The organism is Neobacillus sp. WH10 (assembly GCF_030123405.1).
GTDB lineage: Bacteria > Bacillota > Bacilli > Bacillales > Cytobacillaceae > Neobacillus.
The window spans coordinates 3,410,982-3,434,740 of record NZ_CP126110.1; the positions used below are offsets into that span (position 1 = coordinate 3,410,982).

29 protein-coding genes are annotated in these 23,759 nt (G+C 36.2%); 11 read left to right on the forward strand and 18 right to left on the reverse strand.

Annotation, left to right across the window (positions count from 1 at the left end; all coding sequences use genetic code 11):
- Window positions 1-184: 184 nt before the first annotated feature.
- Window positions 185-1,144: a nucleoside hydrolase gene (locus tag QNH20_RS16225; RefSeq protein ID WP_283919020.1), complete on the reverse strand. Its 960-nt coding sequence runs from the start codon at window positions 1,142-1,144 to the stop codon at window positions 185-187.
- A gap of 120 nt (window positions 1,145-1,264) precedes the next feature.
- Window positions 1,265-2,092, reverse strand: a complete 828-nt coding sequence (gene ku, locus QNH20_RS16230; RefSeq protein ID WP_283919021.1) for a non-homologous end joining protein Ku — start codon at window positions 2,090-2,092, stop codon at window positions 1,265-1,267.
- Window positions 2,093-2,221: 129 nt separating this feature from the next.
- On the opposite strand from ku, the gene QNH20_RS16235 reads away from it, so the two are divergent.
- Complete coding sequence (locus tag QNH20_RS16235) at window positions 2,222-4,060, forward strand: DNA ligase D (protein ID WP_283919022.1); 1,839 nt, start codon at window positions 2,222-2,224, stop codon at window positions 4,058-4,060.
- Between the two features lie 8 nt (window positions 4,061-4,068).
- On the opposite strand, the gene dapF is transcribed toward QNH20_RS16235, so the two are convergent.
- The 7 genes from dapF to QNH20_RS16270 all read right to left on the reverse strand — a co-directional run bounded on the left by dapF (window position 4,069) and on the right by QNH20_RS16270 (window position 9,369).
- The gene (dapF, locus tag QNH20_RS16240; RefSeq protein WP_283919023.1) at window positions 4,069-5,052 is read right to left on the reverse strand and encodes a diaminopimelate epimerase; all 984 of its coding nucleotides are present in this window, start codon (window positions 5,050-5,052) and stop codon (window positions 4,069-4,071) included.
- 73 nt (window positions 5,053-5,125) lie between these two features.
- On the reverse strand, window positions 5,126-5,911 hold the full coding sequence (locus QNH20_RS16245) for a hypothetical protein (protein WP_283919024.1): 786 nt from the start codon (window positions 5,909-5,911) through the stop codon (window positions 5,126-5,128).
- A gap of 114 nt (window positions 5,912-6,025) precedes the next feature.
- Window positions 6,026-6,880 (reverse strand): patatin-like phospholipase family protein, encoded by an 855-nt coding sequence (locus tag QNH20_RS16250; RefSeq protein ID WP_283919025.1) that lies wholly within the window; start codon window positions 6,878-6,880, stop codon window positions 6,026-6,028.
- Window positions 6,881-7,062: 182 nt separating this feature from the next.
- Window positions 7,063-7,842: an ABC transporter permease gene (locus tag QNH20_RS16255; protein WP_283919026.1), complete on the reverse strand. Its 780-nt coding sequence runs from the start codon at window positions 7,840-7,842 to the stop codon at window positions 7,063-7,065.
- A complete protein-coding gene (locus tag QNH20_RS16260) occupies window positions 7,839-8,747 on the reverse strand; it encodes an ABC transporter ATP-binding protein (protein WP_283919027.1) in 909 nt (302 codons plus the stop codon). The genes QNH20_RS16255 and QNH20_RS16260 overlap by 4 nt, the downstream gene beginning before the upstream one ends.
- A complete protein-coding gene (locus tag QNH20_RS16265; RefSeq protein ID WP_283919028.1) occupies window positions 8,747-8,944 on the reverse strand; it encodes a PLD nuclease N-terminal domain-containing protein in 198 nt (65 codons plus the stop codon). The genes QNH20_RS16260 and QNH20_RS16265 overlap by 1 nt, the downstream gene beginning before the upstream one ends.
- 101 nt (window positions 8,945-9,045) lie before the next feature.
- The gene (locus tag QNH20_RS16270; protein WP_283919029.1) at window positions 9,046-9,369 is read right to left on the reverse strand and encodes a DUF4870 domain-containing protein; all 324 of its coding nucleotides are present in this window, start codon (window positions 9,367-9,369) and stop codon (window positions 9,046-9,048) included.
- 191 nt (window positions 9,370-9,560) lie between these two features.
- Here QNH20_RS16270 and QNH20_RS16275 point away from each other — a divergent pair, with 191 nt between their 5' ends.
- Window positions 9,561-10,688, forward strand: a complete 1,128-nt coding sequence (locus QNH20_RS16275) for an amidohydrolase (protein WP_283919030.1) — start codon at window positions 9,561-9,563, stop codon at window positions 10,686-10,688.
- 397 nt (window positions 10,689-11,085) lie between these two features.
- Window positions 11,086-11,646, forward strand: coding sequence for a GNAT family N-acetyltransferase (locus tag QNH20_RS16280; RefSeq protein WP_283919031.1), 561 nt, complete (start codon window positions 11,086-11,088; stop codon window positions 11,644-11,646).
- Between the two features lie 58 nt (window positions 11,647-11,704).
- On the opposite strand, the gene QNH20_RS16285 is transcribed toward QNH20_RS16280, so the two are convergent.
- The 3 genes from QNH20_RS16285 to QNH20_RS16295 form a co-directional block, all read right to left on the reverse strand.
- Window positions 11,705-11,863: a hypothetical protein gene (locus tag QNH20_RS16285; RefSeq protein ID WP_190284664.1), complete on the reverse strand. Its 159-nt coding sequence runs from the start codon at window positions 11,861-11,863 to the stop codon at window positions 11,705-11,707.
- A 97-nt stretch (window positions 11,864-11,960) separates the two neighbouring features.
- Window positions 11,961-12,107, reverse strand: a complete 147-nt coding sequence (locus QNH20_RS16290) for a DUF2639 domain-containing protein (protein ID WP_283919032.1) — start codon at window positions 12,105-12,107, stop codon at window positions 11,961-11,963.
- A 74-nt stretch (window positions 12,108-12,181) separates the two neighbouring features.
- A complete protein-coding gene (locus QNH20_RS16295) occupies window positions 12,182-12,955 on the reverse strand; it encodes an SDR family oxidoreductase (RefSeq protein ID WP_283919033.1) in 774 nt (257 codons plus the stop codon).
- Window positions 12,956-13,138: 183 nt separating this feature from the next.
- On the opposite strand from QNH20_RS16295, the gene QNH20_RS16300 reads away from it, so the two are divergent.
- From QNH20_RS16300 to QNH20_RS16320, 5 genes are all read left to right on the forward strand, one after another.
- Complete coding sequence (locus QNH20_RS16300; protein WP_283919034.1) at window positions 13,139-13,381, forward strand: spore germination protein; 243 nt, start codon at window positions 13,139-13,141, stop codon at window positions 13,379-13,381.
- 13 nt (window positions 13,382-13,394) lie between these two features.
- Window positions 13,395-13,637, forward strand: a complete 243-nt coding sequence (locus QNH20_RS16305) for a spore germination protein (RefSeq protein ID WP_283919035.1) — start codon at window positions 13,395-13,397, stop codon at window positions 13,635-13,637.
- A gap of 21 nt (window positions 13,638-13,658) precedes the next feature.
- On the forward strand, window positions 13,659-14,132 hold the full coding sequence (locus QNH20_RS16310) for an Hsp20/alpha crystallin family protein (RefSeq protein WP_283919036.1): 474 nt from the start codon (window positions 13,659-13,661) through the stop codon (window positions 14,130-14,132).
- A gap of 72 nt (window positions 14,133-14,204) precedes the next feature.
- Complete coding sequence (locus QNH20_RS16315) at window positions 14,205-14,669, forward strand: Hsp20/alpha crystallin family protein (protein WP_283919037.1); 465 nt, start codon at window positions 14,205-14,207, stop codon at window positions 14,667-14,669.
- Window positions 14,670-14,738: 69 nt separating this feature from the next.
- Entirely contained in the window at window positions 14,739-15,056 is a 318-nt protein-coding gene (locus QNH20_RS16320; protein ID WP_283919038.1) for a hypothetical protein, read from the forward strand.
- A 35-nt stretch (window positions 15,057-15,091) separates the two neighbouring features.
- On the opposite strand, the gene QNH20_RS16325 is transcribed toward QNH20_RS16320, so the two are convergent.
- Both QNH20_RS16325 and QNH20_RS16330 read right to left on the reverse strand, forming a co-directional pair.
- A complete protein-coding gene (locus tag QNH20_RS16325) occupies window positions 15,092-15,577 on the reverse strand; it encodes a FixH family protein (RefSeq protein WP_349632681.1) in 486 nt (161 codons plus the stop codon).
- 6 nt (window positions 15,578-15,583) lie between these two features.
- Window positions 15,584-15,862 (reverse strand): hypothetical protein, encoded by a 279-nt coding sequence (locus tag QNH20_RS16330; RefSeq protein WP_283919040.1) that lies wholly within the window; start codon window positions 15,860-15,862, stop codon window positions 15,584-15,586.
- Window positions 15,863-15,958: 96 nt separating this feature from the next.
- Between QNH20_RS16330 and QNH20_RS16335 the strand changes: the two genes are divergently transcribed.
- On the forward strand, window positions 15,959-16,201 hold the full coding sequence (locus QNH20_RS16335; RefSeq protein WP_283919041.1) for a DNA alkylation repair protein: 243 nt from the start codon (window positions 15,959-15,961) through the stop codon (window positions 16,199-16,201).
- A 57-nt stretch (window positions 16,202-16,258) separates the two neighbouring features.
- Here the strand turns inward: QNH20_RS16335 and QNH20_RS16340 are convergent, their stop codons facing one another.
- The 4 genes from QNH20_RS16340 to QNH20_RS16355 form a co-directional block, all read right to left on the reverse strand.
- Window positions 16,259-17,080: a hypothetical protein gene (locus tag QNH20_RS16340; RefSeq protein ID WP_283919042.1), complete on the reverse strand. Its 822-nt coding sequence runs from the start codon at window positions 17,078-17,080 to the stop codon at window positions 16,259-16,261.
- A 74-nt stretch (window positions 17,081-17,154) separates the two neighbouring features.
- Window positions 17,155-18,069, reverse strand: a complete 915-nt coding sequence (locus QNH20_RS16345; protein ID WP_283923432.1) for a CobW family GTP-binding protein — start codon at window positions 18,067-18,069, stop codon at window positions 17,155-17,157.
- A 69-nt stretch (window positions 18,070-18,138) separates the two neighbouring features.
- On the reverse strand, window positions 18,139-19,617 hold the full coding sequence (locus QNH20_RS16350; protein WP_283919043.1) for a lmo1851 family serine protease: 1,479 nt from the start codon (window positions 19,615-19,617) through the stop codon (window positions 18,139-18,141).
- A gap of 280 nt (window positions 19,618-19,897) precedes the next feature.
- Window positions 19,898-22,090, reverse strand: coding sequence for a heavy metal translocating P-type ATPase (locus QNH20_RS16355; RefSeq protein WP_283919044.1), 2,193 nt, complete (start codon window positions 22,088-22,090; stop codon window positions 19,898-19,900).
- A 659-nt stretch (window positions 22,091-22,749) separates the two neighbouring features.
- Here QNH20_RS16355 and QNH20_RS16360 point away from each other — a divergent pair.
- Both QNH20_RS16360 and QNH20_RS16365 read left to right on the forward strand, forming a co-directional pair.
- Entirely contained in the window at window positions 22,750-23,286 is a 537-nt protein-coding gene (locus QNH20_RS16360) for a DUF2569 family protein (protein ID WP_283919045.1), read from the forward strand.
- On the forward strand, window positions 23,276-23,533 hold the full coding sequence (locus tag QNH20_RS16365; RefSeq protein WP_283919046.1) for a hypothetical protein: 258 nt from the start codon (window positions 23,276-23,278) through the stop codon (window positions 23,531-23,533). The genes QNH20_RS16360 and QNH20_RS16365 overlap by 11 nt, the downstream gene beginning before the upstream one ends.
- Window positions 23,534-23,759 lie beyond the last annotated feature (226 nt).

The window sequence follows — 23,759 nt, forward strand, 5'->3', positions numbered from 1 at the left end:
TTCTCCTAATCTGGCAATCATTATATAGAAAAAGGTGATGCCTTCATCTATGCATCACCTTTTATTTAACGACTACTAAATCATATAAATATAACGAACATTAAAGCATAACTTTATCTTATCGTAATTTTCTAATTTAGTCAATTTAATTTTAATAACTTGGAAATACTGAGAATATTTTGCATTATATGTGACATTCCCCTTGCATAAAGATTTCCATAAAATTAACGATAAATTTTTGTATATCCGCTTCCATGCCAATATAATCTATACTTTCTGGTCGCTCTTTATCGGGCTTTGGACGAAAATCAGCAATACTTTTTCCTTTTGAATTGCCAAATTCCTCTACCCTAACACGGCGTGGTATATATTTAACTAGATCAGGATTGGTTAAAGCCATTAGCGGAACAACATCATGAAGTGGTGCACCTTTAATTCCAGGCACATTTTTTTGATAAGCCATATAATAATAATCGAAAGCTGGTTTTAATAACGGTTTAAATGGGGTTGGGCTGTTTTCACTAAGATAGTTTATGATTTCAGGTGTAATGATGGCTTTATTCGTAATATTTAATGGATGTAAATAAATATTATGTGCTTTTTCCATTACGGTATTTGCTGCAATAGGGTCTACAAAGAAGTTCGCCTCCGCTTCGGCTGTAATATTCCCGGGCACCAAAAATGCCCCGCCCATGATAAAAAAAGCTGTTACATCCTTTAAGGTATTATTCCCATATAGGATAAACATCAATGCTAACTCTGTTAATCTCCCAACAGAAACTATCACCAAATCCCCTCTATATTGTTTAACAATTTCTATAATTTTGTTTATATCATAAACATTAACATTTTTTAATGTATCCGGCGGCTTAAGTGGACCTAAACCTTCCTTACCATGAATTTCTGGATAATATAGGATTGGTTCGCCTGAAAGTGGACCAGCAGCGCCTGCAATAATTGGAATATCCTGCCTATTTGCTAAATATAACAAATAAGCTGTATTTTTTATCGATTGCTCTTTTGGTGTATTTCCATAACCACTGACAATACCAACTAAATTTATTTTCGGATTAAGTAATGCAAACATAATTGCAAACGAATCATCGATACCTGGGTCCGCTATCATGAGTACATTATAAGCCATTTCCTATCCTCCATTATTTTTATCATGTCCTTGTTTAAATTATGATTAAAACATAAATGAAAGAACAGGGACGACAAGGAAAAACCGATTCAAGCGCAATTCGAATCGGCAATGAGCTTTTTATGCTTCCTTTTTTATTTTTGGTGCTCCCTTTTTTCTTGGTGCTGCTTTTTTGGGTTTAGTACGATCAATCGATGCCTGCAAAGCAGCCATTAAATCAGTGACATTAGATGCAATCTCCTTCGTCTCGGCTGTCACTATTTCTTTTCCGCTACGTTTCGATTCGATGAGTTCAAGGAGTGCGGTCCGGTATTCATCCGTATATTTTTCAGGCTCGAAAACTGAGGTTAATTGATCGATAAGCAAGATTGCCGTATCTAATTCTTTTTTTGTTACCTTGTCCTCGGAAGGGACATTTGGGACATCTCCAGCTTTACGAACCTCGTCAGGATAGTGAATGGTTTCCATTACCAATGTATTTTCATACACACGGATGACAGCCATTTGTTCCTTTGAACGGATGATAATTTTGGCTATGCCAACCTTCTGTGAATCCTGTAACGCCCTGCGTAACAGCGAATAAGCTTTTCCGCCTCCTTCATTAGGAGACATATAATAGCTTCGATCAAAGTAAATCGGATCGATTTCTTCTATTTTTACAAAATCAATGATCTCTACTGCCTTTTCTTCATTTTCCTTTCGCAGCTTTTCTAAATCTTCATGATCAAGGACAACAAATTTTCCCTTTGTATATTCGTACGCCTTCACGATATCTTCTGGTTTTACTTCTTCTTCACAAACAGAACAAATTTTTTCATACTTAATTGGCGCATTACACTTGTTATGTAAGGTCCGGAGTTTAATATCTTTGTCTTCTGTAGCAGTGTGGAGCTTGATAGGGATATTAACAAGTCCGAAACTAATACTTCCTTTCCACATCGTATGCATAGGAATTTCTCCATTCTTTTTGTTTTTATTTTGTCTCTCCTCATTCAAGTACATTCCTCAAAACAAATGGAAAAGGATGAACTCGTCTTCCATGAAGCAAAATAAAGAAAAAAGGAAGGAATATTAATAATGAAGCCAATGCTGCCAAGTTTAACCTTTGATTTGCCGGTCCGGCCCGATTGGTTGTACGAGGTTAAATATGATGGATTTAGGGCCATATTGGAGTGGAATTCCAAAGGAATCACGTTAACAAGCAGAAACGGAAAAGAGCTTTTTCCACAGTTTCCTGAGATAAGAGCTTTTTTATTAAAACATGAAAAACAATTCAAACCCTTTTTGCCGTTGCAACTAGATGGAGAGCTTGTATCCCTTGAAAACACATACAAAGCTAATTTCTCCTCCATCCAGGTGAGAGGCCGGTTAAAATCTGAAAAAAAAATAATTGAGCTGGCAACACGCTCACCATGCCGTCTGATGGTTTTTGATTTATTGATGGTAAAAGGGAAACCGCTCCATTCTCTCGCATTTCATAAACGAAAAACCGAACTGCACAAATTATTTCAAACCATTAGATTTAATTTGGTTCCTAGCCCTTATGATAACCAACTGGTTCAATATATAACAGCCGAGAAGGATTTTACAAACATATGGGAAAAAGTGGTTTTATATGATGGTGAAGGCATTATTGCTAAAGCTAAAAATAGTTTTTGGGAGGAAGGTAAACGGTCATTACAATGGTTAAAGTATAAAAATTGGAAACATGTCAGTTGCTTTATCATTTCCTATGAGAAAACGAATGGCTATTTTTACGTTGGGGTTTATAAAAAGAAGGATATTTATCCAATTGGTCAGGTTCTATTTGGATTTAACCCTGAAGAAAAGAATGCACTTAAGCAAACAATTAAACAAAATATGGTGAGTGAGGATGCCCATTTTATTTATGTTAATCCTGCAATTTGCCTCGAAATTAAATATTTAGAGCTATATGATAATCAGCTGCGGGAACCCCATTTTGACCGCTTCCGTTTTGATTTGGAGCCAGCAGAATGTTCATATGACCGCTTCATGTTTGCACAGAAAAACCTGCCCACTGATTTGGCTATTACCCATCCTGATAAACCATTATGGAAAAATATTCCGATCCAAAAATCGGATTATATTTTGTACTTACGAGAAATTTCTCCCTATATGCTGCCTTTTTTAACGAATCGTTTGTTAACCGTCATTCGTTATCCACATGGAATGTTCGGTGAAGCATTTTATCAAAAAAACTGTCCAGATTATGCACCGGAATTCGTTCAGACACATCTAGCCGACGGGATCGACTTTATTATTTGCAATAATTTGAAAACACTTATTTGGCTGGGAAATCAACTGGCGATTGAGTTCCATCTTCCCTTTCAAACCATTAACAGCAAAGGACCAAGCGAGATAGTTTTTGACTTAGACCCTCCCTCTAGGGATGCATTCCCATTGGCGATTAACGCTGCACTTTTAATAAAAGAAGTCCTTGACCAATTAAATTTAATCGGGTTCATAAAAACTTCCGGCAATAAAGGTTTGCAAATATATATACCTCTACAGGAAAATAGTTATTCTTATGATGATACAAGACTTTTTACTAGCTTTATTGCGGAGTATTTAATATCCAAGGATCCTGAATCTTACACGATTGAACGAATGAAAAAAAATCGCGGGAACAAGTTATACGTTGATTACGTCCAACACAGTGAAGGAAAAACTATTGTTGCCCCTTACTCAATGCGGGGAAATGAATACGCTGGTGTTGCAACTCCGCTTTATTGGGATGAGGTGGATGAAAAATTGGACCCCGTTTCGTTTAATATGGAAAATGTCCTTAAACGAATTCGCGGCCAAGGTGATCCATTTAGGAATTATTTTCAAACAAAACAAGTCCAACAGTTTGGACCTGTTCTAGAAATTTTAAAGAAAGGTAAAAAAGGATAAGGCACGCCTTATCCTTTTATCGCATTTTCAATTAATTGCTGTGCCTCTGACTGAAGCCGTTCATATGTTTGCTGTTCGGTAAAATCGTTTCTAGATTCTAGTCTAAATGAACGCTCATCAAGGCTTACCATGATTGAAGCTTTGTAAAGATAGGTAGCATTTCCAATAAGATCAATTGAGTATGTCCCCTCACATCTATGTACAACGCATTGAACTCTGCCGCCATTATTATAAACATCAATAATCTTTTCAAATTCATTAAGTCCTGTTAGACAAGTAACAAGAGAAGAAGCTGACATAGCTGTACCACAGGCATTTGTAAAACCAACACCACGTTCATAGGTTCTAACGTAGATAGAACCAGCCTTTAGTTGTTTAACAAAACTTACATTTACGCCGTCCGGGAATAACTTATTAGGTCTATTTACTTTTTCACTAAGTCGTTGTTGAAGATCGATTTGAAGCTGATCGGTTTCTACCATCGCAATTAAATGCGGGTTTGGCACCGCTAGCGCGGTAAACCTTAATTCTTCTGACAGTTCTGCAATTCTTTCATTGAATAGTGTTGGTTTATTTAAATTTAATGGTAACGCCTTTAATTCAAATAGTACTGGGGAAATTTCCACTTGATAAGTATGGACATCTTGGAAGAGATCTTGCTGCTTACTAATTTGGAGATTTGCTTTCATTGTTTCAATTACTGCTTTATTTAATCCTTGATCTTCACAAACATATCTCGCCACAAGGCGAAGTCCATTTCCACACATTGAAGCCTCTGACCCGTCAGCATTAAATACACGCATTCTTCCATTGGCATGATCGCTCTTCATTACAAAAAGAATCCCGTCCGCACCTAAATCAGAATCCCGATTACATAACAACCGGGCAAGATCTGCTCGATCGCTGTCAGAAAAAGAATAATCCTTCTTTAATTCATCAATAATCAGAAAATCATTTCCTGAACCATGACCTTTAATTAAGTCGATTTGCACAGTAAAACCCCCACAATATTGTTTTACTTATCATCATATCAAACATTAGTATTGAGGGAAACTAAACAGATCACTATCTTTCGATAAAATATTCGTTAATGAGAAATGACATTCGGAGGAGCTTGTCCTCTTCAGATAAAATCTCTCTGAAGGATAGTACAGGCGTATTTGGTTCTGGAAACAGTTGATTCCACTCCAACGGCATCCATCCCCTGCGAAGCCGTCCTACATGCTGATGACATTGATCCAATATTTTCTCATCCATAAAGACTGAAGATCCTTCTATAGCACCAACGTACCTTCCGAAACCATCGAACAATTCCTTTTGCGATTTCCGCCAGCCTAGATTCTTTTTTTCAAGTCTGCCCAAAAGATTGTTATTACGATTGTATACTTCAATCATAATCGATTTTCTACCTTTTACTTTAAAGAATCCAAGTACTTCATTATCAAAATTGTAAAGAGCATATGTTTTTGAAAGCCTTAATGGTTTCCAGCTCTTTTCACGAAATTTTTTTATAACACCTGCCAAATGACCGTCCGAAAAATATAGATGCAACCGTGATGATTGAGTATTCATATACATCACCAAAAGATGCCGTGCTTCAAATAAAGACTGATTGATCACCTCTGATTTAACGATATTTTTGCTAATCGCTATTGATTGTCTCATTCTAAAAAGGTAGAGTTGAAAGCTAATCAAGCTATACATTAGAAAAGGAATGGTATATAACATGATTTCCCTATGCTTAATGATAGAAAAATTGATCACAATAATCATGATTGTCGGACATAATGCTGCAATACTACCATTTAAGTTTAAATTAGCTGTGTCCCGGTAATATTCATTTATTTTCATCCATAAAACTCCTTATCAATTCCTCTACTATCAGTCTATTTACTAGTAATCAAAAAAATGATAGAAGTTTTCTTAGTTCAAAAGAAAAGAGAAGATGCAAAATAAGCTCTTCTCTTAAGCATTGATATAATTTAGGATAGACGTCATTGAATTTTTTGCATCCTTGTAGCCTTGATTATAAAGTTCTTCCAACCTTTCTGGGTTTCTTTCCATTCTTCCGACCTTTAATGGCTGTGTAGGTCGAATAATAAGAACATTTCCGGCTTTTTCTTCGTCTTCCAAGTATGAAACCGTTTCATTATAAATTTGGTATCGTTTCCTTAGTGAATGCTGCAAACCTTTGTATTCCGGATATTTCCGGCTAGCAAGAAAATGAAATTTTGAAGGTTTTTTCACATATCCTTCATTCCTTGTTAAAATAACAATGTTTTTCTTAAAACCATCTTTTTGGGCTTTTTTGATTGGAATTGGATCACTTATACCTCCATCAAGTAAAATCTTATCTTTAAAACGGATTTCCGGAGCAATAAACGGCAATGAGCTGGATGCACGTAGAATGGTTAGAATATCCTTCTCATAATCTTGCTTTTTAAAATAAACGGGCTCTCCAGTCACACAATCTGTCGTCCCGACGACAAATTCTGAAGGATTATTATAGAACACGTCATAATGGTATGGAACATGCTTATTGGGAATTTCATCAAAAATAAAGTCCATTCCAAAAAACTGCCGATTTTTAAAATAATTTTTCCATGATATGTATCTTGGGTCAGATGCATATTCAATGGTGACAGTTTTATTTCTACCTTTTTGCTTCGACAAATAGGAGGCAGCATTACAAGCACCTGCCGATACACCAATTACATACGTAAAATTTAAGTCTTGTTCTAAAAAATATTCAAGGATCCCTGCAGTATAAACACCGCGCATTCCGCCGCCTTCCAATACTAAACCGACATGATCTTTCACACTGCCTCGTCCCTTCTATCTAAACCTTTGCAAAATTTCATAATAATCATTATAAAATACCATCCAAAATTTGCAAAACGAAAAGACTTTCTGAGGATCAGTATTTATTTCGTTGAACTTTGATAACTTTCTAACACCAGTACCCATAGACTAGTGGACTTCGCTCAATGGAAGCATGATTTTTATGACGCTAGCTCTTTTTTCTTAAAAATTATCACACTTAAAGATAGTAAAATTACTATACAGCACGCGGCTATTAAACTAGCCGGCAGAGTATCATCCGGAATACCCTTTTCTAAAAGTATTTTACTTGCATAGCTAGTTAACTGTGACGGGCTCCATTCAAGCAGATTAGATAGTGTATTGCTTACTAGACTAACAATCATAACAACCGCTAATGAAATAAAGCCAGCTAATCCGGGTACTAAAAGTGACGCACTAAAAAACAAGGTAATCGTTAAGATTACGGTAAGCCATAAACCATAAAAAAAGAACGATTGGAAAAAGTCCTCAACCGGAATCCATTCAAATAAAACACCTGTATAATACCAAGTCGTAAGATAGCCGATTAAGAAGGAAAACCACATTAACAATAGAGCCCCCGCCCATTTGGCGGTTACAAAGGAACGATAGGATACAGGTTTCACTAAAATCATCGCGGCCACACCGCTTTTTCTTTCCGCAGCTATTATACCCATCGTTGAAAGGACAATAATTAATACACCAAGAGTAGTATATTGTCCAAGTCCTTGAATCAACACTTCTCCAGCTGTTGGTGTTGGGATATTGATAACCGCTCCTTCAGGCAATCCTCCAGCTAAATCGAGTATTTGTGGCATGTAATATGTTATAATTGGCTGCTGAACACCAATTAAAATAAAGGTAATCGGCACCCAAATCCATTTAAAATTTCTCCACATTTCTACTATCTCTTTTTGCAGTAATGTCATCCATTGGTTCATTTCCCCACCACCTTCATAAACACATCTTCAAGGGTCATACTGCTAATTTCAAATTTCTCAAGCGGCAAGTTTTGTTCGGAAATCCACATTAAGAATGACTGTCTTGCCGCGGCTATATCCTTAACAAAAATACTAATCCGATTTCCTTCATTCCTTAAAGAATGTGTTAACACATGGGATGATAAGAATGAAATATAGTCATCGGATTTTCCTCTAAAGTACAAATCAATTTTGGCTTGCTGGTGCCGTTCACGGAGATCAGTCAGTGTACCTGATTCAACAATTTCCCCGTTATGTAGAAACAGAATTTCGTCACATACTTCCTCAGCATCACTTAAAATATGTGTTGAGAAAAGGATTGTTGTTTCTTTCTTTAACCCTTCAAGAAGATCTAAAACTTCCCTTCTGCCAAATGGATCCAAGGAAGATACGGGCTCATCGAGCATTATTAGCTGAGGGCGATGTATAAGGGCTTGGGCAATCCCTAACCTTTGTTTCATCCCACCGGAAAATTTACCAACCTTCCTATTTTTTGCCTCTAAAATTCCAACAAGCTGCAGTAGTTCCAGTGATCGTTCTTTAGCTTCCTTTCTTGTTAATCCTGCTAAACTTCCAACATATGTTAAAAATTCAATACCCGACATCCATTCGTAAAACACAGGAAATTGTGGCAGGTAACCGATTAATTCGCGAATATCCTCACCTTTTTTCGCATCGGTAAAAATTATCCTTCCACTCGTCGGATTCATTAGTCCGGAGAGCATTCTAAGGGTGGTTGTTTTTCCTGCACCATTCGGACCTAATAAAGCAATACATTTTCCTTTTTCTAATGTAAAATCAATTCCTTTTATCACTTCCGTCCCTTGAAAACTCTTTTTTAAACCTTTTATTTGAATGAGGGACATCAGTTACTTCTCCTTCCAATGACAAAATAAAGGATTGGCCCAATAATATTAATGAATAGAATAATCAGTGCCCATAACCACTTAGGACCATTCGTTTTCTCTATTTTGACGAGATCAATGATTGAAACAATTAATAATATAAGCTGGATAATAAGAATTGGCGCGATAATTGGTAAATATCTTACTAAAGTATCCATGCAGTTTCCCCCTTTGTATTGTTATTCAATCATATGACGTTTAAACTGAAAAAGCGTTCAAAAACCCGACAAATATTTTTGCCGGGTTCCAAAATGGTTATTTATTTAATTAACCTAAAAATCCATGGGAATTGATATTCTTTACCCTCGTATGCTCTAACGGCTGCGATAATACTAAAAATAAGTGCTGCAATCCCAAGTGCCCACAATAGAAAAATTCCAACGATTAAAAGGATTAAAATCGATGCTACAATTGAATAAACAAGATAAGAAATACAGAAATTAAAATATTCTTTCCCATGATAATCTATAAAAGATGACTCATCCTTCTTTAATAACCAAATAATTAGTGGAGCTATTATTGGAAAAAACAAGCCTAACACATAGATACCAGCTGCCATTAACCTTTCTTCATTTTTTATCATTTTCATTTCCCCCATTGGAAAAAAATTTTTTCCTTACCATATTATTTACGTATTGTCCCCTAAAAAGTTTCATAAATTACAAAAAAATCCACGAAATAATTAGAAATCAAACAGATTTCCACCTTTTCCTTTAGCACATATGTTGTTAAAATAGATAAAATATTATTAACATCATTTAGAAAGGTTTTATCATGACGAAAATACTTTTAAAAAATGCTTTTATTTATCCTGTTACTTTCAATCCGATGAAAAATGCCGATGTACTTATCGAAAATGGAAAAATAAAAAAAATAGGAAGGAATCTCACGACCGATTTAAGCGTTAAAATTATCGATTGCTGGGGATTATATCTATTTCCTGGCTTTATTGATGTTCATACCCATTTAGGTTTATATGATGAAGGTACTGGCTGGGCAGGGAATGATGCCAATGAAACAGCAGAAGCACTCACACCGCACATTCGAGCCATCGACGGGGTTTATCCATTGGATCCGGCCTTCACTGACGCAATAAAAAGCGGTATAACCACCGTTCACATTATGCCAGGAAGTGCTAATGTGATTGGAGGAACCACTTCTGTTATCAAAACTACTGGAAAGAATATAAAAAAAATGATTGTCCACGATATTGCCGGATTAAAAATAGCATTAGGAGAAAATCCAAAGAGAATCCACAGCAATGGTAATAGTAATTCAATTACAAGGATGGGGATTATGGGAATGCTTAGGGAAGCCTTTTACCAGGCCATTCATGCTGATAACCCTGAAGAACTTAGAATTGCTCCGATTGTGATGGCCCTAAAAAGAGAAATTCCGGTAAGAATCCATGCACACCGTGCAGATGATATAATAACTGCACTAAGGTTTGCAGAAGAGTTTAATCTGGATTTACGGATTGAGCATTGCACTGAAGGGCATTTAATTGCCAGTGAGTTAACTGGTATTGATTTAAAAGTTTCCGTTGGCCCGACACTGACCAGAAGATCCAAAGTCGAATTAAAAAATAAGACATGGAAAACATATGAGGAACTGACAAATCATGGTGTCGAAGTGTCGATAACGACAGATCATCCATATACGCCTATTCAATATTTAAATATTTGTGCAAGTTTAGCTGTTCGCGAAGGATTACCGGAGCAAAAAGCTCTTGAAGGAATTACCATTCTACCTGCTAGAAATTTAAAAATAGACCAAAAGGTTGGAAGTATTGAAGAAGGAAAAGATGCTGATTTAGTGCTCTGGAGCCACCATCCATTCCATTACTTAGCAAAGCCTAAATGGACTATGATTGGCGGCGAAATCGTCTACAGCGAAGCGTAGAATTTTGTTGAAATTTGGCAAAAAATATTATCGAAAATCCAACAAAAAAACTATTTATTTTTTTCGTTTTTTCTTGTATCATACTCTAAGTAAAACTATTTTAGACCTGAAAATTTTGGGGGTTTAAACATAATTCGTTAACAAAAAAATGATATAGGGAAGGCAAATGGTGCGCCACCAGTTTTTCTGGTTCTAGTGGGTTCGATTCCCACCCCGAAATTTTTTAGCAACTTTATAAAGCAAACTCGCTGACTGTCGACCCTAAGATTGCAAAGACAGAGGCGTAATTGCACTTATGCCTGATAGGAAATTTTTACTTTCCTATCGGCTAAAAAATTTCGAGGGTGGGCCGCTTCTTTTGACATGGGATCGGTATGCCCGAATGGAGGGATATTTCATGCTGAAGAAACGTGATCTTCATGACAGCCACACATTGTACGAAATAATGACGCATCCTGATGTCTTCCCTTTTGTACGTCATAAAGCTGATTCTTATGATGAATTCTTATTTATAACAAAACAAACCATTGAAGCAGAAGAGCGCGGTGAATTAATTTCACGGACGATTCTCGATGAATGGGGTACCCCAATCGGTACGATTAATTTGTTTGATATTGAAGATAATGCAGGATTTCTAGGAACGTGGCTTGGAAAACCGTATCATGGTAAAGGGTATAACAGCCCTGCAAAAGATGCCTTTTTTCAAGAGCTATTTTACGAAGCTGGGATAGAAACAGTATTTATGCGGATTCGTAAAGTTAATATCCGCTCTATCAAAGCTGCTGAAAAGCTTCCATATGTCGTTAAAGCAAATGAAACGAGAATTTCTATCTATCAGCAATTAAACGCAAATGGTGAAGTTTATGATTTATACGAGATTCCAAAAGACCTATACACTTTCCATCTGTTACGAAATGGCTCACTTCAAATAGATTCTTCTAAATTATTGGAAGCGTAAAAAAGCAATCAGCCCCAGGCCGATTGCTTTTTTTTATTATTTTTAATAATAATTCGAGTTATTCCAAAACATTTTGTTCAATGGTTTCATTTACATCACTAAGACCCATTTGGAGCAAAAAATCTTCTAATTCCTCGTTTGTTAATGTTTCAAAACGGCCATCATGAAAAAAAACTTGGGTTTGATTTGGATTGATTCTATTCATGTTAAAACTCATTTTCTTTGCTCCTTTCATAGATGATTACTTTCTATTATCCACAAAAGGAACAGATTTCATTCCTGTTAATCAAATAGTTAGAAAAATTATGAAACGATTACTTGTTTACCACTTTTTCCATGTATAATTTTCTAACAATAAATGTTTTATAGAGCTCTAATTTTTTGTGTTCAATGGGGTGTTTTGTAATCCCGATATTTTTTAATTGTTTTACGTACCATCCTTTAGACCCTTGATAAGCCATTTATTTATCCCCCTTCAAAATTGCTTGTCCCTACAATCTATGAAAGGTCGATGGCCTTCATGCCACTTTATAAACTAAATTTTCAATGCTTTCCCAAGTACATCTGCTCCGCCTGTTATCGGAATAATACTCCCTGTAATAAAGTCTGATTTCTCGTCTGTAAGAAAGGCGATTACTCGCGCAATGTCCTCCCCTGTCCCCTGCCTCCCAAATGAATGATTTTCGTGTCTTGCTGCGATAGACGCATCAATATTCTTTTCCTTCCACTCATTTGTTATATCGCCAGGACAGACCATATTAGCCGTTATCCCATGTTGTGCTTCTTCCATTGCAATGGTTCGGGTTAGTGAAGCGAGTCCAGTCTTTGCTGCTGCAAAGGCAGAACGATAAATCCATCCTGGAGCTGTTTCAGCCCTGTCATATCCCAGTGTAATAATTCTGCCCCAGTTTTGTTTTCGCATCCCAGGAATGATCAACTTTGACAAATAAAAAACTGCCGATAAATTCCCTTGGATTAAATAATTCCATTCCTCAAATGAGTAGTCAGTTAACTTTTTTCTTTCATGTATGTAAGGTCCGGCATTATGAACTAAAACATCCACACTTGAAAAGGTCCTGAAGGTCTCTTTTACAATTCGGATACAATCTTCCTCCTGAGCCACATCCCCTTGAACGGTGATATTTTTCGTTCCAAAACAATCATTCAAATGCTTTGCTAAGAAAACCGCTTCTGATTCACTATTTCGATAGTTGATCACAAGCTGATACCCATTTTCTGCAAGCTGTATTGCGGTTTTTTTGCCAATACCTGTAGCTCCACCTGTAATCAAAGCCGTTTTCCTATTCACAATTTATTACCTCTCATTTTTTTATTTCTCCCTTTACTATATGTTAAAAAGATTCGTTGAGATATGCAAATAATTTATTCCCAACCATTGGATTCTAAGTCATTTTACAGTATTGATAAGAATTAATAACGGATAGGCATTTAATTGCATAGTATGAGGTAAATGATTAAAGGATGTGACAGGATGCAGACTGTAATCAACATTTTCAGCCTGAAAATTAACAGCGTATCTAACAACGGATCTGTCAACATCGGGGAATCCCTTCATAATGCTCATACGGCCAACTCAAAATCTCAAGGTCAAAATGCATCCTTCGGTGATTTAGCACCGCCAACTGCCGCTATGGAAAACGTATTTATTGATCCAGACGTCAATGATATGGGAGATATCGCAAATCCGTCGAACGCCTTTAGTAATTCGAGATAAAGGACTGAAAAAAATGCCCTTTCAGATAAATGTTTTTAATATTAAAACAAATTCCATTAGTAATAATGCAAATATTTCTTTAGGACCTGCCGTCCAAAACAGCCATACAGCAAACCATAAATTGGTAGGAATAAATATTGCATTAGGTGATTTATCCCCTGCGAGCTCGTGTTCTTTGAATGGCTTCGTTGATCCTGATATTAGTGATCAAGATCAAATTGCTAACCCTTCCCTGCCAATTTCGAACCAATATTAGATATAGAGAGGTTGAATACAAATGTTTCCTTGGAATATGTTCCCTTTTACAAAAGATATGAAAGAATCGATACAAAAAATGAAACCAGAGGAGATAAACAATTATGTCCAGGATCTGATAGGAAAAATGATGCCAAACATGCGAGATATGATGAATCCTCAAGATGTTTTCAATGGCTTTCAAACATCTGTCTCAAAGCAGCAGACTGCCACAGGTGCATTAAAATCCACATCCTTTGAGACACATGATTATGTTTTTGTTAGAATTCCAATTCAAAATGAAGATTGGATCAAACAACTTCGCCTTTATCATACTTCAAATCAGCTAATTGTCGAGCACATTCCAGAGCATGAGGATACAAACACTATTACCCTTCCAGCTATTGTTAAAAAGAAAGGCGCTACAGCAAACTATAAGGATGGCATCTTGGAAGTAAAAATCCCCAAAAATATAGATATGCAATACTCACAAATCGATGTGACGGAAATATTTTAATCGTCACTTTTTGCATGTTTTTTTTAATAATTAATAAGATGAATTAAAGGGTCATTAGGAAGGAGCGAAGTTATGGAGATCGATAAATTAAAAAAATGGATGGATGCCGCCCAACAAATCCAATCAGAAAATTTTTGGAATAATATTTTCGATTACCAGAATCAGAAAGCACCCTCATTATCTCATTTTTCAACTGTTGCAGAATTTATCCCAAAGTGTGACCTATATGAATCAAATAATGAACTTGTGATCGAGGCAGAGATACCTGGAGTGGCAAAAGAAGATCTTCATATTTCAATCCAACAACAGCTTTTGACTATTAATGGAGAATATAAAGCTTTAAATCAGAATCGTAAATATTATCTAAAAGAACGTGCCAATCGCCATTTTAAAAAGGAAGTAACGCTTCCTTATCCTATTCTGATTAATAAAATCAAAACAGAAATTCGTCAAGGTGTTTTATACATTGTCATGCCAATTCATCAAGATGATATAGAAAATATCCCCATTTCCTTTGAACAAACCAATTCTGAATAGAGGGTTCTTATGCGATTTTTCTTTCGCTTGTTCACTTCGAGTAAAAACTTAACGAAGAAAATATCAGATTTGGAGAAGAAGGTTTCAGATTTAGAAGCCATTATCAGTGAAGTGAAAGCGGACACAAAGGCCGCATTAAACATTCCCCCAAAGGAAATTGAAAGCTCTCCTACTATTCAAATTGAGCATCTGCAAGTAGATAAAATCGTAATTGAACGTTTGGATTACGCCAATAATTTTGGTCAATTAGGGATAAAAGAGTTATCAGGAAAATTAAATATTGGCTCAACCTATGAAGGCGATATATCTGATTTAATTAAAGACAAAGTCAAAGAAAAAATTAGTAACGAAGCAAAAGTTAATTTTAGAGCAAAAAAAGAGTCGTAAAAAAGACAGCCGAGGCTGTCTTTTATTAAGGGCTTTTACTGGCCTTCAGTTGATTGATCTTGGTCATCCTTATTCATTCCATCCATCGACTCTTTTGCTTTTGAATCTTCAGGTTCACTTGGTGTCCCAACGATAAATTCCTTTTTCGGCATATTATGCATATCCCTTGCCGTTACATGAGATATAATATAATACGTTCCTTCCTGCTGGAAAGTCTTTTCGAGTCGGTAAACCCCATTTTCCGCATGTTTAATTTCTACCTTTTCATGTTTTTCGTCATTTGCGCGCCAAATCTCGAAGACCACACTATCAGCATCATTTACTTCTTCATTTCCCTGTGTGACCTTCGCTTCAAAAGTAATTGGCTTATTTAATTCTCCAGTCGCAGGTTTAATTGACAAGTCTACATTTACCATTTCAGGTAGTTGTCCTGCCTTTTCTTTTTGCTGCTGCCCGCAGGAAACGGCAAGGCTAAGAAATATAACTGTTAATAAAATAGAAAAAAGCTTCTTCACAATCATTCTCCCCTAACTTATTTCTTCCATGATTTCAATATGCATTTTTATTAATTGTACCTTGGTATCATTAGAGACCGGCGAATCCATTACCCTCTTTACTGCCGAATAATATTTTTCATACTTGTTTTTTCTAATTCTTGGATGTGAGTTTTCATCTAAAAGTTCTCGTTTTATCGCCTCGGTTAACGTCTCTTCACTTGTTTTATTACCTGCTGCTAATATTCGGTTGTTCCAAATCGAGCGGTATTCCTCTAATAAATGATCAAAATTTATGTTTACTATCGCCAAACAAATCCTCCCTTTACACTCACACATGAATTGTTACATATTTACTAACATTATTGCAAAAAATAGATTTTAGCAATACTACGAAAGGAGAAACTTATGTCTACTCCATACAAATGTCCAAATTGCAAAACAAATCGCAGCCGGTTTAATATCATTCAACAAATTTCACAGTCTGTCAAGCTTGACCCACAATCGGGGGTAGTTGTCAGGGAATATGGTGAAAATGAGTTGGAACCCTTTCACCTCCCATACAATGGGCCGGATTATCGGGTACAATGTGGTGCCTGCGGCTTAATTGAGGATGAATTGACCTTTATCAAGTTCGGGGAACAGATTTAATTACACATAAAAACACCTTTATTCTTGGGAGGATCCTCATATAAAGGTGTTTTTTTCTTATGGAAGATTATTCTCTTTAAAAAAATCCAGCGAGTCCACTTTCCAAGCATCAACAGGCGAAAATCTTACCAAATGAATATTTCCTTTAAATGTGTGCCTGCCCCTGTCTTTAATGTCCCAATCAACCACTGCAGGAACATCTAAACTAATTTCTTCAGTTAAATCCTCAGGGGGCAAAAGCTCTAATCGCGATATTTTAATATTTTCAACCTTCCCTAAAATAGGCTTCCATTTAATATTTTGTAAAGAGACTTGGGAAGTAATTACTGGATCCTGCTGCTTTAGGCCTGCTACATAAGCGTTAATCACTTCATATGGATTCGCTCTACCAAGATAATCGTCTAATTTACCAGATGCCTTCATAACCATAAGCATATGGGAGAGATCCATTGAATTCGTCCGATGGGTCGTGCTCCCAAAGAAATGTATACAAAAATGACCTGGAAAATTATTCTTTAGTGCTCCTGCACCATGGGGCATACCGTGCATCGATGCTGCAATCCATAGGTCTTTATGAATAACAATTATTGCTCGGCGTTTCCAGCTCCACTTTCCGCTGTATATTTTTTTCATCACTTTCGTGTCTTTTGGAGTTAACGGCTGAACATCAGCATGATGACTGCCCGCACGTCTTTGAACTTTAAAGCGTTTTCCTGTCTCCACATCCAAAACCGTAAATTTTGTATATTTAGGTAATAAATGATTTACTTCTTTCCAGTTCAGCATTTCAATTTTATAGCTAATATCAGATGCTGCCTGAACCCCTTGTCCATTAAGGAGGAAATAAATTAAAACGAGTAAACAAGCTGACTTCTTCATCCAAGACCCCCTTTTAATGGATTTTAGCTACATTAAAAGAGTTACCTGAAGAGGAAATTATCATTCATCCATGGCTAATTTTTATCTTTTTTTTCGAGGTTGGCAAGTTTTTCTTGCATCACATTCCAATCAATATTTTCGCCGATAAATACCAGGTTTAACGGCATATTCATATCTTCCTTCATGTATAAAGGCATTCCATAGGAAAATTGAAATAAAAAAGGCTGCTCTGAATAATCAAACTTCACATATCCTTTAATGCGGTATATCGTATCAGGTAATTCTTTTAAAAATTCTTCAAAACTCATATGGTTAATAGCTTTTTTAAATTGGTAAACAAAGGTTGACAAGTTCAAATCTAAGTGTACTGATTCCTTTTCAAATGAAACCGACAGATTTCTGAGCTGCGCAATAGAAATCTGTGAATAATTTGTCAGCAGGCACCTTGCCTTGGGATTGATTGATTGAATTTCAAAGGTAATACTACCTTGTTCCATCTCTTTTAAGTCATTCATCTTGTTAATAATAATAAAGTCAGCATGTCTTACCTGTTCTAGGATCAACTGTTGCAGCTGCGGGCTTAGTGTTTTTCGGTTTTTCCACCTTGTTCCATCTACCGTCGTTATAATGCCTTTAATCACTAATTTATCTGCAAACAACGGGGATAGAATGGCATCCAATACCTCAACGGGATGAGCCGCTCCGGTGGTTTCAATATAAATTACGTCTGGCACTACATCCATTAATAAACCTTGAAGCTGTGCTTCAAGCTTGTCCGATATCGAGCAGCAAATACAGCCGCCTAAAAGCTCTTTCAAAGCTACATCATCATTTATGGAATCAGAATCAATCGATACCTTTCCTAATTCATTCATCATGACTGCTACTTTTCTTCCTGCGCTCCGTTCATCCTGAAGTAATCGTTTTAATAAAGTTGTTTTTCCACTGCCTAAAAACCCTGATAATATATAAACTTCCGCTTTTTTCATCATAATTCCCTTCTTTTTATGGATAGTTAAAAAAGTTGACCCGACTCCTAACGGAATCGGGTTCATTGACTATTTCATTTTTCCTTTTAAAACCTCAACTGCTTTTTGTAATTGAGTATCATTTGTTTTGATTTTTTCTCGTAAAAGATCCATTAGTTTCATTGTTGAATCACCTTTTAATACCCCATCAGCAGGGAGACCTTGGGCTGTTTGGAAGGCGATAACAGCTTCTTTTGTGTTTTCATCAAAAAATCCGTCTTCACGTCCTGGGTCATAACCTACAGCTTTTAACATCTTCTGTGCTGTTTGAACATCAGTTGATGAGGTAGATAATGCTAGTTCCTTATCCGGATTAATAATTGGTAATGTTGCATATTCTGGAAGGGCAACCTCCACATCTGGCATTATTCCTTTTTTATGAATCCAATTCCCATTTGGTGTCAACCACTTTGCGATCGTATATTTAAGGTTTGAGCCGTCTTTAAAATCTGCTGCGGTTTGTACCGTTCCTTTTCCAAAAGACTTCTCGCCGACAAGTGGTACACCAGCCGATTCCTTTACAGCAGCTGCGAAAATTTCTGATGCGCTGGCACTTCCTTTATCAATTAAAACAACTAAAGGATAATCAGGATTCCCATCATTTTGTGAAGGAATTTCCTTAATCTTTCCGTTTCGGTCTTCTTCTTTCACAATGATTTTTCCTTTAGGAACAAACATGCTTGTAATACTAATTGCTTGGTCTAATAATCCCCCTGGATTTTGACGCAAGTCTAATACCAGACCCTTCATACCCTTTTTCTGTAAATCATTCAAAGTTGTCACAAGTTCTTTTGATGTATTAGTTGAAAAGCTTGTAATTTGAACTTTAGCAATGGTGTCATCTATCATTTCACCATAAACGGTTTCAATCGGGATTGTATCACGAATAATCGGTACAGTCATCGGCGCATCTGTCCCAGGTCGTTGAATTGATAATTCGACTTTTGTTCCCTTTTTCCCTCTGATTAAGGTAACAGCTTGAGTTGAATTCATTCCCTGCAAGCTTTTTCCATCGACAGATATGATCATATCATTTGGTTTTAAGCCAGCTTTTTCAGCAGGTGATCCTTTAATCGGAGAAACAATTATGATATGGCCTTCTTTTTCCTGAATTTCTGCACCAATTCCTTCAAAGGAAGAAGAAATATTACTGTGAAAGCTTTTCGCTTCTTCATTACTCATGTAGTCAGAATATGGGTCATCTAGTGATGCAACCATACCATCAATCGCACCATTAATGAGCTTTTGTTGGTTCACATCCTTGTAGTATCCATTTTTCAATGTATCATATGCTTCATATAATTTATTGAATTCTGTTCTTCCCGGCGCTACCGAGACTACTTTTTCCTTTCCAAATGCCAAAGCAAATGTAGTAATCCCTGCCGATAGAAAAACAAGCAAAAATAACAGCATAATAAAATGAAACTTTTTCAAGCGTATATAACCGGATTTGTTTTCTGTCACTTGCTCTTGTTCTACTTTAATTTCATCAACTTTCTTTTGTTCCATATTCTTTTCATCCAAAGCTTTCACCACTTTCATTCACCATAAAAATATGTACTGTACAATCACTGTAAAGTTCAAAACAGCTAGATTGTTGTTAACATTATCAAAAGCTATTTTTAAATCCTCTAAAAAGTAAACCCTTAGTGATTAGAATAACATTTTTTTTATAAAATTAACAAAGAAAAGTTAATAAAAATAATAAGAAACGAATTAAAATCCCTTTTTAAAGATAAAGGGTATCACCCTAAAAAGGTAAGTGAAGTTCCAATTTTACTCTTAGTTTTTATATTTTTAACCGCTTCAGCCGAAGGGAGTTTGTAACAACGGATACAGAACTAAAGGCCATGGCAGCGCCTGCCACCCATGGAGCCAACAATCCAAGGGCAGCAATTGGAATTCCTCCGGAATTGTAGATAAGCGCCCAAAAAAGGTTTTGACGGATGTTTTGCATTGTTTTCTTACTTAAAACAATTGCCTTTGGAATCAAAGTCAGTTCCCCGCCAAGTATTGTAACGTCGGCCGCTTGTATTGCCACATCTGTTCCAGTGCCAATGGCAATGCCGATGTCTGCAACAGCTAGTGCAGGTGCATCATTGATCCCATCCCCGACCATTGCTACTTTCATCCCTTTTAGCTGAAGTTCTTTCACATGATTGGCCTTCTCTTCTGGGAGGACTTCAGCAATTACTTTTTGGATACCAACCTCTGCAGCAATTGCTTTTGCAGTACGTTCATTATCACCAGTAAGCATATACACTTCAATACCTAATTTGTTTAATTGTTGCACTGCTGGCTTTGCCGTTTCTTTTACGGTGTCAGCCACAGCCACCATTCCCATGATGGTAGAATTAATCGCTATATACATAGCCGTCTTCCCTTCGGTTTCAAAGCGAAGCACATCCTTTTCAATCTCGGTGTATGCAATGCTTTTTAAATACATCAGCTTTCGAGTCCCAACATATATTTCATCATTCCCAATTTTTGCTTCAATCCCGTATCCTGGTATTGCCTTAAACCGTTTTACAGGCAGCGTACTCGTTCTATTTTCCATCCCATACTTTACAATGGCTTCTGCTAGGGGATGTTCCGATGACTTTTCAGCTGATACAATGTATTGCAAAACTTTTTTCTCATCCTGATAAGCAATAAAATCAGTAACAATAGGTTTTCCTTTTGTAATCGTTCCAGTCTTATCAAGCACGATTGCATTAATTTTATGGGCTGTTTCTAAATGCTCCCCGCCTTTAAATAGAATGCCCATTTCTGCTCCCTTCCCGGTACCGACCATAATGGATGTTGGTGTAGCCAGTCCAAGGGAACAAGGGCAGGCAATCACAAGAACCGAGATCGACGTCTCTAATGCTAAAGGAAAATCCCCTGGATTTACAAAAAGATACCAAATAAAGAATGTCAACAAAGAAATGGCGACAACGACTGGGACAAAGTAACCAGATATGGTATCCGCGAGCCGTTGGATTGGCGCTTTACTGCCCTGTGCTTCTTCGACAATCTTGATAATGCCAGCGAGTGCAGTTTCTTTCCCAACCTTCGTCGCTTTCATTGTCAGGGTTCCATTTTTATTAAACGTGGAACCAATTAAGGTGTCACCAACAGATTTTTCTACTGGTATGGATTCACCAGTAATCATCGATTCATCAACAGAAGATTGTCCTAATAAGATTATGCCGTCAACAGGAATTTTTTCTCCTGGCTTCACTAGTATTCGATCTGCTACCTTAACATCTTCAATTGGGATATGAAGTTCTTTTCCTTCTCTTAATACTGTCGCTTCCTTTGCTTGAAGGTTTAACAGCTTAGATATTGCAATCGTCGTTCTTCCTTTTGCCGTTGTTTCAAATAATTTTCCTAAAAGGATTAAGGTAATAAGAACTGCACTCGTTTCAAAATAAAGATGCGGCATATAAAAAGGGTTTCCAATTGTTTTAATTCCTTCGGCAATGCTATAGAAATAAGCAGATGAAGTTCCTAATACTACAAGGACATCCATATTTGCGCTTTTATTTTTAAGGGCTTTATAGGCTCCAAGGTAAAACTGGCCGCCAATATAAAACTGTACAGGGGTAGCTAAGAGCAATTGAAACCATGGGTTCATTAGAATCTGAGGCATTGGTAAGCCAATATCAACGGGCAAATGTGCAATCATGGAATACAATAGCGGAAGGGACAAAAATACTGAGAGAAAAAATTTCTGCATTTTTTGGTTAATTTCTTGCTCCTTTAATTGCTGCTTAGTTTCCCTTTTAATTTTCTCTTTGGCACCATAGCCGAGCGTCTCAATTTTCGTTAAAATATCGCTGCTAGAAACTAATTCGTTATCATAGGAAATAGCCGCACTTTCCATTGCTAAATTGACGTTTGCTTCAACGCCATCCATTTTATTCAGCACTTTTTCAATTCTAGTTGAACAGGCAGCACAGGTCATTCCCGTAATATCCAATTTGAGCTGCTCCTTCATTATTCACCTCTCGCTCCTTTACTCACACATCTTTGTAATTGTCTTTAATAATTCTCCATTATGTACTGTAGTTCCTTTATCTATCTTTTCAAAATAAAAAACCCCTTCCTTTATGGAAGAGGTATGAACGTCATTATTCCTTGATTGCAGCTTCTAATGCTACTTCAATCATATCGTTTGAAGAATTTTACTGTCACAGGCATTCAATAAGTATTAAGCCCTTGATTTTATGGTATTTCACATCATTAGAAATATCACTAACAGTCACTAAATATTTTTAAAGTGACCTAAAATTCACCTGTTGGTCACTTTTTGGTCACTCGTAGTCACTGAAAATAAACACTAAAAACAAAAGAGCACAACTGGTGTATGTAGTGCTGCCAACACTCATACACCGTTCGCCTGATGCCCCAGGCAAAGGAAACATATAATAATGAAGAAACACATGAAAAACATTTTTGGGTACTTTTTCGGCATCGTGGACAATCTTATGAGCAAACTTATTTTTGACGAGGATTTCATGGGTGTAGACATTATTGAGGAATCATAATAAATTATTTAGCAGGACTTTCCTCCTTCTTTGCAGAATAAGGACAAGCGAATAAAAAAACAGGCTAAAAAAAAGCACAAGAAAATAGAAAAAAGAAAAGAGTGGAAATATGGAAAAAGCAAGACCTATTGGTGGTTGGCTCGTCCTACATGCAATTGGATTAATCGGTGGTTTAATTATTGGGATTTCCTTTTTTTATCGTAATTTAGGAATAGTTCTAAATTTTGATTTCGATGCATTGATTATGGACTACTCAGCAGAATATGCCTACCTCATTTATTTTGAAACATTTTATCCTTTTTCAGCTTGTGTGTTTGTTTTTCTTATAAATCTTTTTTTGATATACCTGTTTTTCACTAAGAATAAAGAATATCCACGTGCTTTTATTTATTTAAATATTACTAACGTTTTTATCATTATGTCTCTTGAATTCGTTACAGAACTTTCTGGAAAAGTTGTATATTTCCAAGAAACGATAATATCTTCTGTTATCTTAATCATTTGGGCAATTTATTTAACAAGATCACAAAGAGTTAAAGAAACGTTTATTCATTCAAGACGTAAGAAATATGTCAAAATAACAGCAGAAGAATATGAATTATTAAAGCAAACCATTACAAATAAAGGTGAAAATATTGAATTATAATACCATAATAATAGAGATACATTATTCTGCAGCTAGCCGAGGTTATAAGAAAGGAGCATTCCAGCTTAGAGGCAGAAAGCCGGAATATGTTGCCTTACAATTTTGGAAGCAAATAAACAAAGAATTGTCTTACCGTGCAGAGTTAGAAAAAGTGATTGTGGAAGGTGATCAAGACATTACACAGTTGGTGAAGGAACTAGAGATAGAAGAATGGAATAAATCTATGAATGACAATTTACCTTTTTAAGCCCTAAAATAGGGGTTTTTGTTTAATCTGAATATGCCGAATAGAAAATTTAAGTCGTAGAAGACCTAATATGCAACCATAAATAAAACAATATTCCAAATAACTAATTTTTATAAAGTAAAATAAAAAGCACACAATTTCGTAATTATCTCTCCAATGGTTTTGATACCTATAGGTAAAGCAACACACATAAAAATAAAAAAAAATGGTAATAATACTAACCTAA

Coding starts and splice junctions, on each gene's coding strand:
- QNH20_RS16225 (WP_283919020.1), bottom strand. CDS start 1,144: ATGGCTTATAATGTACTCATGATAGCGGACCCAGGTATCGATGATTCG.
- ku (WP_283919021.1), bottom strand. CDS start 2,092: ATGCATACGATGTGGAAAGGAAGTATTAGTTTCGGACTTGTTAATATC.
- QNH20_RS16235 (WP_283919022.1), top strand. CDS start 2,222: ATGAAGCCAATGCTGCCAAGTTTAACCTTTGATTTGCCGGTCCGGCCC.
- QNH20_RS16245 (WP_283919024.1), bottom strand. CDS start 5,911: ATGAAAATAAATGAATATTACCGGGACACAGCTAATTTAAACTTAAAT.
- QNH20_RS16255 (WP_283919026.1), bottom strand. CDS start 7,842: ATGAACCAATGGATGACATTACTGCAAAAAGAGATAGTAGAAATGTGG.
- QNH20_RS16260 (WP_283919027.1), bottom strand. CDS start 8,747: ATGTCCCTCATTCAAATAAAAGGTTTAAAAAAGAGTTTTCAAGGGACG.
- QNH20_RS16265 (WP_283919028.1), bottom strand. CDS start 8,944: ATGGATACTTTAGTAAGATATTTACCAATTATCGCGCCAATTCTTATT.
- QNH20_RS16270 (WP_283919029.1), bottom strand. CDS start 9,369: ATGATAAAAAATGAAGAAAGGTTAATGGCAGCTGGTATCTATGTGTTA.
- QNH20_RS16275 (WP_283919030.1), top strand. CDS start 9,561: ATGACGAAAATACTTTTAAAAAATGCTTTTATTTATCCTGTTACTTTC.
- QNH20_RS16280 (WP_283919031.1), top strand. CDS start 11,086: ATGCTGAAGAAACGTGATCTTCATGACAGCCACACATTGTACGAAATA.
- QNH20_RS16285 (WP_190284664.1), bottom strand. CDS start 11,863: ATGAGTTTTAACATGAATAGAATCAATCCAAATCAAACCCAAGTTTTT.
- QNH20_RS16290 (WP_283919032.1), bottom strand. CDS start 12,107: ATGGCTTATCAAGGGTCTAAAGGATGGTACGTAAAACAATTAAAAAAT.
- QNH20_RS16300 (WP_283919034.1), top strand. CDS start 13,139: ATGCAGACTGTAATCAACATTTTCAGCCTGAAAATTAACAGCGTATCT.
- QNH20_RS16305 (WP_283919035.1), top strand. CDS start 13,395: ATGCCCTTTCAGATAAATGTTTTTAATATTAAAACAAATTCCATTAGT.
- QNH20_RS16310 (WP_283919036.1), top strand. CDS start 13,659: ATGTTTCCTTGGAATATGTTCCCTTTTACAAAAGATATGAAAGAATCG.
- QNH20_RS16315 (WP_283919037.1), top strand. CDS start 14,205: ATGGAGATCGATAAATTAAAAAAATGGATGGATGCCGCCCAACAAATC.
- QNH20_RS16325 (WP_349632681.1), bottom strand. CDS start 15,577: ATGATTGTGAAGAAGCTTTTTTCTATTTTATTAACAGTTATATTTCTT.
- QNH20_RS16335 (WP_283919041.1), top strand. CDS start 15,959: ATGTCTACTCCATACAAATGTCCAAATTGCAAAACAAATCGCAGCCGG.
- QNH20_RS16340 (WP_283919042.1), bottom strand. CDS start 17,080: ATGAAGAAGTCAGCTTGTTTACTCGTTTTAATTTATTTCCTCCTTAAT.
- QNH20_RS16345 (WP_283923432.1), bottom strand. CDS start 18,069: ATGAAAAAAGCGGAAGTTTATATATTATCAGGGTTTTTAGGCAGTGGA.
- QNH20_RS16350 (WP_283919043.1), bottom strand. CDS start 19,617: ATGGAACAAAAGAAAGTTGATGAAATTAAAGTAGAACAAGAGCAAGTG.
- QNH20_RS16355 (WP_283919044.1), bottom strand. CDS start 22,090: ATGAAGGAGCAGCTCAAATTGGATATTACGGGAATGACCTGTGCTGCC.
- QNH20_RS16360 (WP_283919045.1), top strand. CDS start 22,750: ATGGAAAAAGCAAGACCTATTGGTGGTTGGCTCGTCCTACATGCAATT.